The organism is Phenylobacterium sp. (assembly GCF_030654915.1).
Lineage (GTDB): Bacteria > Pseudomonadota > Alphaproteobacteria > Caulobacterales > Caulobacteraceae > Phenylobacterium.
Genome location: NZ_JAURWM010000392.1, coordinates 23700 through 34060, shown reverse-complemented (window position 1 = coordinate 34060; position 10361 = coordinate 23700). Strand labels below are relative to the sequence as shown.

Genomic DNA, 10361 nt, shown 5'->3' with positions numbered 1-10361 from the left:
CGACCACGTGCTGGCTGGTCTCGACATTTCCGGCGACCACGGCGGCTGGATAGAGCGGCGCCAACATCGAGCCCTCGCGGGTCAGGATCTGTAGCGGCTCCAGGCAGCCGGCGTTGAGCGGAATGTCGTCGTCGACCAGGGTGCGGAAGACATAGAGGGCGGCCGCGTCGACGATGGCCGACGGCGCGTTGAAGTTCGACCCGAGCTGGGCGGCGGACTGCCGGAAGTCCAGCACGGCCTCGCCCGCCGCGGCGTCGACGGTGGTGCGAACGACGATCTCTCCGCCGCCATCCATCGGCACGCGGGCCTGCCCGTCGCTGAGCTTGCCGATCGCGCGGCGCACGGAGGCCGCCGCGTTGGCCTGGACGAAGGTCATGTAGGCGGCGACGGCGCCCGCCCCATAGGTCTCGATCATCGAGCGAACGGCGCCGGCCCCGGCCAGGCAGGCGGCGATCTGAGCCTTCAGGTCGGCGATGTTGCGGTCAGGGGCGCGGGAAGGGTAACGGCCGGAGGTGAGCGCGGCCCGCACGTCGGCTTCCAGGAAATCGCCGTCGGTCATGATCGGCAGGGCGTCGAGCAGCACGCCCTCTTCCTCCAGCGTGTGGGAGAAGGGCGGCATCGAGCCCGGCTGGATCCCGCCGACATCGGCATGGTGGCCTCGCGCCGCGACGTAGAAGGCGGGGGGCTGGGCGTCATCCATGAAGATGGGCATGACCACGGTGATGTCGGGCAGGTGGGTGCCGCCGGCATAGGGGTTGTTCAGGGCGAAGGCCTGGCCTGGTTGCAGGTGGGCGTGGCGGTCGCGGACCGCCCGGACGCTGGCGCCCATTGAGCCCAGGTGGACCGGCATGTGCGGGGCGTTGGCCACCAGTCCGCCATCGGCGTCGAACAACGCGCAGGAGAAGTCGAGCCGCTCCTTGATGTTGACCGAGTGGGCCGTGCGCTCCAGCGCCGCGCCCATGGCCTCGGCCACGCCCATGAAGCGCTTGTTGAACAGTTCCAGGGTGACCGGATCGGGCTTGTCCAAGTCCAGCGACGCGGTCCTGGCGCGTTCGGCGCGGCTGAGCAGGATCATGCCATCGGGGCCGGTGGTGGCGATCCAGCCCGGGGTTAGCGCGATCTGGGTGTCGGCGCGGATGATCAGGGCCGGGCCGGCGGCCTCCGTGAGGGCCTCGGCGGCGATGATCGGGGCGTCGTGGAAGTCACCGTGGAAGAACATCTGGGTGGTATTTCCTCTCCCCCCGTCTTTCGGGGGGAGAGGGTCGGGTGAGGTTGGACTTTCGGCTGCGTCGTGGTGGGGGAAGGACGGCGTTGCGTCGCTTGGCGACGCGCCCCTCGCCCTACCCTCTCCCCACGAGTGGGGAGAGGAAGAGGCAGCCGCGGACACCGCCTCGACCTCGACCGCGGCGACGATGATCGGCAGCTTGGCCTCGATGAAGCCGAACAGGCGCTTGTGGGCGGCCTCGAAGGCGGCCTTCACCTCGTCCAGCGGGGCGATGGGGATCGACAACTCAGCGTCGGCGCCTTCGTAGCGCAGGCGCAAGATTCGGCGGATCTCGGAGGCCTGCGCGCCCTGCTCGGCCAGGGCCGTTCGGGCGGCGGCCTCGACCTCGAGCGCCAGGGTCTTTGCGCGGGCCAGGCCCTCGGCGTCCAGAACAGCGGCGAGGCCCATCTGGCGCAGGCTGGCGACCTGGGCCTGGCCGATGCCCCAGGCCGAGAGCACGCTGCCATGGCGCGGGCAGAGCACCTTGGCCGGCCCCAGGGCGTCGGCGACGTCGCAGGCCACCTGACCCGCCGCGCCGCCGAACGCGGTCAGGGCGTGGTCGCGCGGATCAAAGCCCCGCTCGGTGGAGATGCGGTCGGTGGCGCGAGCCATCTGCTCGACGGCGATGGCGACGAAGCCCTCGGCGGCGGCCTCGACGCTGGGCGAGCCCATCTGCTCGGCGAGCTTGGCGATCGCGCTGCGGGCGGCGGCGACGTCGAGCGGCGCATTTCCCTTGGGGCCGAAGATCGAAGGGAAGAAGCGCGGGGCGAGCCGGCCGAGCACCAGATTGGCGTCGGTGACCGTGGCCGGCCCGCCGTGACCATAGGCGGCGGGGCCCGGATCGGCGCCGGCGCTCTGGGGTCCCACCCGGGCGCGCAGGCCGTCGAAGGCCAGGATCGAGCCGCCGCCGGCGGCCACGGTCTCGACGTCGAGCATGGGGCTGCGCAGCTTGACCCCGGCGACCTTGGCGGAGTCGCGGCGCTCCAGCGAGCCGGCGTAGCGGCAGACGTCGGTCGAGGTGCCGCCCATGTCGAAGCCCAGGGTCTGCGGCGCCCCGGCGATCTGGGCGGTGCGGGTGACGCCGACCACGCCGCCGGCCGGGCCGGACACCACGGCGTCTCGGCCGCGGAACGCCTCGGCGCGGACCAGGCCGCCGGCCGAGGTCATGAAGTAGAGCGGCGCGCCCTCGACCGCCTTGGCCACCCGCTCGACATAGGCCTGCAGGATGGGGGTCAGATAGGCGTCGGCCACGGTGGTCTCGGCCCGCGGGATGAACCGGGGCAGGGGCGAGACCTCGTGGCTCAGGGCGACGAACTCAAAGCCGGCGGCGCGGGCCAGGTCGCCGGCGGCGCGCTCATGGGCGGGTTCGAGGTCTGCGTGCAGGAAGGCGATGGCCGCCGAGGTGAAGCCCTGGGCGCGGGCCGCTGTCAGTTGACCCGCGAGGTGGGCCTGATCCAGCGGCGTAACCACCGCGCCGTCGGCGGCCAGGCGCTCACGCGCTTCGACGACCCCGGCATGGAGCGGAGCTTGCCTGACGATATTGAGCGCGAAGAGGTCGGGCCGGGACTGGTCGCCGATCACCAGGGCGTCGGCGAAGCCCTGGGTGGTGACCAGCAGGGTCTTGGCGCCGGCGCGCTCCAACAGGGCGTTGGTGGCGACGGTGGTGCCCATCTTGATGGCGCGCACGCGGGCAGCGGGGAAGGGTTCGCCAGGCTGGGCTCCCAGCACCCGGCGCATGGCCTCGACCGCGGCGTCCTCATAGGAGGGGGAGGCCGAGAGCAGCTTCAGGGAGACTTCCTCGCCATCGTCGGCGTGGGCGATGACGTCGGTGAAGGTGCCGCCGCGATCGATCCAGAAGTTCCAGAGTCTGTCCAAACCGTAACCTTCCCGTGGGTCAATTCGCATTGTCAGGGCGGCGGCGGCCCCTTACTAGGTTGGATACTCCCATGAGCTTCTGGCGCAACATTGCTGGGCTCGCAGTTCGCCGGCCCGATGCGGGCGACTGCGCTGATTGCCCAGCCACCCGGCCGGGCGAGGATCCCGCCTTTTCCACCGCCGTCACGGCGCTGGGGGCGAAACTCGCCAAGGCCGACGGACGCGCTAGCGTGGGCGAATTCGCGACCTTTGCTCAGGTGTTCCAGACGGACGCGGCGTCGGAGCGCAACATCCACCGGCTCTACGATCTCGCGCGCCAGACGACGCGCGGCTACGAGAGCTATGCGCGGCGCCTGGCCAAGCGTTACGCCGGTTGCCCGACCCTGCTGGAAGATGTGCTGGACGGCCTGTTCCACATCGCCGCCGCCGATGGCGCGGTGACGCAGGAAGAACTCGACTATCTGGAGAATGTCTCCGACCTGTTCGGCTTCTCGCCGCTGGTTTTCCGCAGGCTGAAGGCCGTGCACCTGGGGATCGAGGGCGAAGACCCCTATGGCATCCTCGCTGTGCCGCATGACGCGCCCGACGAGGTCGTGCGTTCGACCTGGAAGGCGGCGCTGTCGGAAGCCCATCCCGATCGCGCCCGCGCGCGCGGCTTGCCCAACGAATTCATCGAGGTCGCCGAGGCTAAGGCCGCCGCGATCAACGCAGCCTTTGACTCCATCATGCGCGAGCGCAAAGCTATGGCGCTCGAAGGCGTGGCATGATGAGGCCACTTTCGCGTGATTTTACTGCAGATTGTTGACGGCCGGGATCGCCCGGCCAAATTATCCGTTTAGCCGTTAGCAAGCGGCGCCCTTGAGGAAGCCATGGTTCGCGAATTCGCACGGAAGCACGGTCCGGCCCTTCGTAGTTTGTCGGCCGTGGGCGGCGCGCTCGCCACCGCCGCGGCGGTGGCTATTGGCGCGGTTCTGGCGGTGTTCTTCGCCGCGACCGTGGTGGTGATCGCGGTGATGGCCTCGGTCCTGCTCGCCCTGGCGGGGCTGGCCCTGCGCGCCAAGCGTGCGCGCGCCCACCGCAACGACAGCGCCAACGACGGGGTGATCGAGGCGCGCAACCTCGGCGGCCATCACTGGGTCGCCTATGGCTGGAACGAACGCCAGGGGCGCTAGGCCCCGGGTTGCAACGAACTCTCTAGCTAGATCGTCATGGCCGGCTTCTTACGCCGGCCATCCATAGACTCCGCAGTCGGGGTTCGGCCTGAGCGGGTCGTGTTTATGGATCACCGGGACAAGCCCGGCGATGACGAACCGTCGGGTGGGGGGTGAACCCCCAACTTCGCCTTGCTTGCCCCCCGGCCCGCCTCTAGGCTCCCATTCAAACAAACGTTGGGAGAAGACGGCATGATCGGCGTAGTCGCGACCTTGAAGGTCCAAGAAGGCAAGGGCGCCGAGTTCGAGGCGGTGTTCATCGAACTCTCCAAGCAGGTCCGCGCGAACGAGCCGGGCAACATCGCCTATCAACTGACCAAGAGCCGCACCGACCCTACGGTCTATAAAGTGCTGGAACTCTATAAGGACGAAGACGCCCTGAAGGCGCACGGCCAGACCGACTATTTCAAGGCCGCCGGCGCCAAGATGGGCCCGTGCATGGGCGGTCGTCCCGAAATCGAATATCTCGACGCAGTGGAGTAGGCGCGATGGATCTCGAGTTCTCCAAAGAGGACCTGGCCTTCCGCGACGAGGTCCGCGCTTTTATCGCCGACGCCTTCGATGACGACATGCGGGCCCATATGGCTCAGTCGAAGAACGGCCACATCAACAAGGAAGGCCAGGTCCGCTGGCTGAAGCGGCTCGGTGAGAAGGGCTGGATCGCGCCCGACTGGCCGACCGAATATGGCGGCACGGGCTGGAGCCACGCCCAGAAGTACGTCTTCGACATGGAGATGGCCCTGGCCGGCGCGCCGTCCACCTCGAACATGGGCCTGAAGATGTGCGCCCCGGTGGTGATGGCCTTCGGCACTCCGGAACAGAAGGCCCAGCACCTTCCCAAGATCCTCTCGACCGATGTCTGGTGGTGCCAGGGCTATTCCGAGCCGGGCTCGGGATCGGACCTCGCCTCGTTGTCGATGAAGGCGGATCGGGACGGTGATGATTACGTCCTAAACGGTTCAAAAATATGGACAACTTACGCTCAGTGGGCTGACTGGATGTTCTGCCTGGTGCGGACGTCCAATGAGGCGATCCGTCAGAAGGGCATCACGTTCCTGCTGCTGGACATGAAGACGCCGGGCATTTCCATCGTGCCGCTGCCGACCCTCGACGGGCCGCCGGAGGGCGATCAGGAGATCAACCAGGTCTTCTTCGACAACGTCCGCGTGCCGGTCTCAAACCGGATCGGCGAGGAAGGTCAGGGCTGGACCTACGCCAAGTACCTGCTGCAGTTCGAACGCGGTAATCCCTACGCAGCGGGCCTGACCAACCAGTTGGCCAAGGTGAAGAAGATCGCCACCGTCGAACCGTCGGATGGCGGCGGCCGGATGATCGACGATCCCGACTTCCGCAAGAAGTTGTCGGAGCTGCAGATCAAGGTCGACGTGCTGAACGCCACCGAATTGCGGATGTTCTCGGCGCGGACAGCGGGCGAAGCGATGGGGGCCTCGTCTTCGATGTTGAAGCTCGAGGGTTCCCAAGCTCAGCAGGCGGTGACGGAACTGGCCCTGGAGGCGGCGGGCGTCTATGGCCAGCCCTTCGTCCAGGACACCTGGGCCGAGATCCGCGGCGAGCGCAACGAACCGCGCGCGGGTCCCGACTACGCCGCGACCCTGGCGCCGACCTACTTCAACTACCGCAAGACCTCGATCTACGCCGGCTCAAACGAAATCCAGCACAACATCATGGCCAAGATGGTGCTGGGGCTGTAGCGCCCTTGTTCAGTGGGTTCGGAGTTGCTCTGAACCCACTGAAAACAAACGAAGCCTGCCCCGCTGTGTCCTTCACGGGGCTCCGTGCAGGGTCGGAAGGAGCTCAAGCTCAAGCCGCTTGGTATCTTCCAACGCGCGCCGGACCGCGATCGCCAGATCGCTGACCTTGAAAGGCTTGCGTAGCACCGCCTCTGACGTGACGAGGTCCTTGATGGACCGCGCGTCGGCATATCCTGTCACGAGCAGCACCGCCAAGTCCGGGAACGCCTGCCGTGCCTGAACGGCGACCTGCGCGCCATTGACGCCGGGCATGGCGAAATCCACGACAATGAGATTTGGTCGGTCCACGGGGATCCGATCAAGCCCCGCCTGTCCGCCCGCCGCCTCGGTGACTGAGTAACCGAGCGACTTGAGACACTGGACGATGAACCGGCGCACGCCAGGATCGTCGTCGATCACAAGGACGCGTTCGCCAAGGCTGAGCGGGGTTTCACTCTGCGGAAGTTCACTGGGTCTCAGACGCTCGCCCGCATGGCTGACCGGTAGCCAGATCTCGATGGCGGTTCCCACGCCCACCGTGCTCTCGACGCGCACCGTGCCGCCGGACTGCGTGGCGATGCCATAGACTTGGCTCAGGCCCAAGCCGGTGCCCTTGCCCACGCTTTTGGTGGTGAAGAAGGGATCGAACACCTTTTGCAGCAGGTCGGGCGGAATGCCATGTCCCGTGTCGCTGACCGCGATGACGACGTGTCGGCCTGGCTGCAGGCCCTCATACCAATCGTCGGCCACGCGGCTGCTCACCGTGACGGTTCCGCCTTCGCCCATCGCGTCCCGGGCGTTGATCGCCAGGTTGAGGATCGCCAACTCCAACTGGTTGGGATCGGCGTTGGCCCGGGTCGCTCCCGCGTGCAGATCGGTCCGGACCTCCACGGTATGTCCCAAGGTCCGCGTCAGAAGATCGTCCATTCCGTCGATCAAGGCGTCGACTTCGACGGCCTGCAGGTCGAGTTGCTGGCTGCGTGAGAAGGCGAGCAACTGGGCGGTCAGCCTGGTCGCCCGCTCGACGCCCTCAAGAGCATTGGCCGCCATGCGCTGGATGCGCGGATCGTCACTGCGCTTGGCGATCATGTCCACATTGCCGACGATCGCCGTCAGCAGGTTGTTGAAATCATGGGCGATGCCGCCCGTCAGCTGGCCGATCGCGTCCATCTTCTGGGCCTGGATCAGCGCGGCCTGGGCCTGCTCGCGCTCGCCGATTTCGTCTATCAGACGCTGGTTGGCGCAGCGGAGTTCATGAACGCTCGCGGCGACACGCAGCTCAAGCGTCTCGTTCATTTCCATAAGGGCCGCCTCAGCGGCCTTACGCTCGGTGATGTCCAACGTGACGCCGGTCATCCGTCGTGGCTTGCCCCACGCATCTCGGTTGGGGCGGCCTCGCACCTGCAACCAGTGAACTGAGCCGTCAGGCCAAATCACGCGGTATTCGACCTGGTAGTCGCCGCCTTGCGTGATCGAGGCGTCCAGGTTCGCCAAGCGTCTGACGGCGTCGTCTGGATGCACCGCGGCCTGGGCGTCGTCCAGGGTCAGGGCCTCGTCGGCCGCGCGGCCGAAATGCGCCTTGGCCAGCTTGGACGCGGTGAGATGTTGGGTTTCGAGGTCAAGTTCCCAGGATCCGAGATGCCCGGCCTCCAAGGCGAAGCGCAGTTGCTCCTCGGCCTTCACCTGATCGGTGAGCTGGTCGCGCGCGAGATACTGCCGACGTCGGGCGCGAACGGCTGACGCCGCGGCGCTGACGAGGGTCTCGCCGTTTATCGGCCGTTCCAACAGCACGATGTTGCCGATGGCCTGCAAACGCGCCGCGTCGGCTTGAGCCCGCTTTCCGGCCTGCTTGGTGACCAGCACGATGAACGGAAAGTCGGACCAGGGCGGCTGGGCCGCCAACCAGGCGCTCAGCGTTTCGGCCCCGTCCTGCGCCAGGGCCTCCTCGGTAAGGACCGCCGCGCCAGCCTTTTCCTGCAACGCCTCGGTCAGAGCGCCGAGGTCGGGGCAGATCAAGGTGCGATAGCCAAGATTGGCCAGGGTCTCGGCGATCACGGGGCCGTCCCGCCCGCGAGGCGCAAGGATCAAGATGCGCTCATGCATCGACGTGCGAACCCCCGACGCCCAGCATGGCGACCTTGCCCTCATAGGACGGCAGGCCCGACATCACGCCCTGGAAATCGCTGAGGGCTTCGCCGACCTCGATTCCATCGGGGGTCAGGCGGATTTCACGAATGGTCTTTTCGTGTTCGCTGGTGCGGCTTTTGACGACTGATATCGCCGTCCGAACCGCTCCAGCCGCCTCGAAGAAACGGAACAACAGAATGCTGTCGCTGAGATAGCTGAGATCAACGTCGCTGCGCACCTCGCCGATGAAGCCATGCTGTCCCAGGATCAGCAAGGTGACCACGCCCTGTTGGTTCAGGTAGGTCAGCAATTCGTGCATCTGCAACAGCAGGAACTTTTGCCCAGGCATGGCCTGCAGGTAGGCGTTCAGACTGTCGATCACGACCGTCCGCGCGCCCAGATCCTCAACGGCGTTGCGGACGCGGAAGGCGAATTCACCTGGCGAGAGCTCGGCTGGATCGATGGCGCGCATCATAAGTTGGCCGCTGTCGATATAGGGCTTGAGGTCCATGCCCAGCGCCTTCGATCGGGCCAGTAGGGTCGGCAACCCTTCGTCGAACAGGTAGTAGGCGACCTTTTCTCCACGCTCTAGCGCGCTGAGGGCGCAGCGCACGGCGGTGGTGGTTTTCCCGACGCCTGATGGGCCGCTGATTAGAGTGTTGGTGCCTCGCGAGAGGCCCCCGCCAATCAGCGTGTCGAGCCGCGGGGTCCCCGTCGACACCACCTCGTGGCTGAAGGCGGTGTGATGGCGCGCGGCCACGAGGCGCTCGAAGACGGTCACGCCGCCGGTGTCGAGTTCGAAGTCATGGAAGCCGCCGCGATACTTGATGCCGCGCATCTTCACGACCTCCAGGCGACGGCGTTGGGAGCCATATTCCTGGGGCGTCCGCTGCAGGCTGATCACCCCATGGGCGATACTATGGAGCTGCAGGTCGCCATCCTCGGCGGTCTGGTCGTCCAGCAGCAACACCGTGCAATTCCGCGTGACGAAGAAATGCTTGAGCGCCAGAATCTGCCGACGGTGACGCAGCGGATTTTGGGCCAGAAGCCGCATCTCAGACAGGCTGTCGAACACCACCCGCATCGGCCGGGTTTCATCGACCCGGCGCATGACGCCGCGCGTCGTTTCACCCAGTTCAACGTCGGAAGGGTGCAGGACGGACTGCTCGGCGTCGGGGTCCAAGCCTTCTTCGCTCACCAGTTCGAAGAGAGAAATGCCGTCGAGCGACCAGCCATGGCTGGCGGCCGCCGCGCGAAGTTCCTTCTCGGTCTCCGAAAGGGTGATGTAGAGGCCGCTCTCGCCCAGTTCTCGACCCTTGAGCAGAAATTGCAGCGCCAAGGTGGTCTTGCCCGAGCCTGGGGTGCCCTCGACGAGATAGATGCGATCACGTGTAAGCCCGCCCCCCAGAATTTCGTCTAAACCAGGGACGCCGGTGGCGACACGGGGTTCGCTCGTCGGGGTGGTGAACTCAATCGGCATGGACACTCCTGCAGCAGGTCTTTCGGACCTGAGGGGTAAAGCCCCTTTGGCTGACCCGCCGGAGATAACCCCGACATAAAGCCAAGGTTTCTTCCGAAGCGTAAAATGTCGGCGAGGCCAGACGCGGTCACGCCCCATGAAGCGGCGTCCAGTTCGACGGCTTCGCTCGCGCATGGTCACCCCCCGCTGGCGCCGATTTGCTCTAGGCGGAGCTTTGATTGGGGAGCTTCCGGAGCTGACGGAGCGCGTTCCCGCCCACCGCCTGCTGATCGTGGTGGCGATACCGGCGCGAGCGTGGCTCACCCGAAAGCAAGCGGCCCACCCGACCTCCTTGAACTTCGAGAGCCTAGGCGAATTCCGGATCGGCGGCGTGGGTCCGAGTACAGGCGATCATGCGGCGGGACGCCTGCCAGATCTCAACGCTCTCGGCGGTTTGGTGGTCTTCGAGCAATTGCAGTGCTTCAAGCAACGCCGCCGTGTCGCTTTCCAGATCAAACATGGCGATCGTGGTTGCGACGCCGTCGGATCGAGATGGGAGAAAGGTGTAAAGCGCCATTCAAATGCTCCCTGCGATTTGGCGGAAGCATGGAAGACGCTAGCGGGGCGCCTAGGGACTACCAGTCGCGACGTGCCGGGATGTCCCCTCTGCCGCA

8 protein-coding genes are annotated in these 10361 nt (G+C 66.4%); 4 read left to right on the top strand and 4 right to left on the bottom strand.

Annotation, left to right across the window (positions count from 1 at the left end; all coding sequences use genetic code 11):
* Positions 1-3139: hydantoinase B/oxoprolinase family protein (locus tag Q7T84_RS20700; protein WP_304812962.1), on the bottom strand; the 3139-nt coding region annotated here is incomplete at its 3' end.
* Positions 3140-3210: 71 nt separating this feature from the next.
* Between Q7T84_RS20700 and Q7T84_RS20695 the strand changes: the two genes are divergently transcribed.
* From Q7T84_RS20695 to Q7T84_RS20680, 4 genes are all read left to right on the top strand, one after another.
* Positions 3211-3906: a DnaJ family molecular chaperone gene (locus Q7T84_RS20695; protein WP_304812960.1), complete on the top strand. Its 696-nt coding sequence runs from the start codon at positions 3211-3213 to the stop codon at positions 3904-3906.
* A 102-nt stretch (positions 3907-4008) separates the two neighbouring features.
* On the top strand, positions 4009-4311 hold the full coding sequence (locus tag Q7T84_RS20690) for a hypothetical protein (protein ID WP_304812957.1): 303 nt from the start codon (positions 4009-4011) through the stop codon (positions 4309-4311).
* Positions 4312-4542: 231 nt separating this feature from the next.
* Positions 4543-4833, top strand: a complete 291-nt coding sequence (locus Q7T84_RS20685) for a putative quinol monooxygenase (protein WP_304812955.1) — start codon at positions 4543-4545, stop codon at positions 4831-4833.
* 5 nt (positions 4834-4838) lie between these two features.
* The gene (locus tag Q7T84_RS20680; RefSeq protein ID WP_304812952.1) at positions 4839-6062 is read left to right on the top strand and encodes an acyl-CoA dehydrogenase family protein; all 1224 of its coding nucleotides are present in this window, start codon (positions 4839-4841) and stop codon (positions 6060-6062) included.
* A gap of 72 nt (positions 6063-6134) precedes the next feature.
* Here the strand turns inward: Q7T84_RS20680 and Q7T84_RS20675 are convergent, their stop codons facing one another.
* The 3 genes from Q7T84_RS20675 to Q7T84_RS20665 form a co-directional block, all read right to left on the bottom strand.
* A complete protein-coding gene (locus Q7T84_RS20675) occupies positions 6135-8189 on the bottom strand; it encodes a hybrid sensor histidine kinase/response regulator (protein ID WP_304812949.1) in 2055 nt (684 codons plus the stop codon).
* A 7-nt stretch (positions 8190-8196) separates the two neighbouring features.
* Entirely contained in the window at positions 8197-9708 is a 1512-nt protein-coding gene (locus tag Q7T84_RS20670) for an ATPase domain-containing protein (protein WP_304812946.1), read from the bottom strand.
* Between the two features lie 346 nt (positions 9709-10054).
* On the bottom strand, positions 10055-10264 hold the full coding sequence (locus Q7T84_RS20665; RefSeq protein ID WP_304812944.1) for a hypothetical protein: 210 nt from the start codon (positions 10262-10264) through the stop codon (positions 10055-10057).
* Positions 10265-10361: the final 97 nt, after the last annotated feature.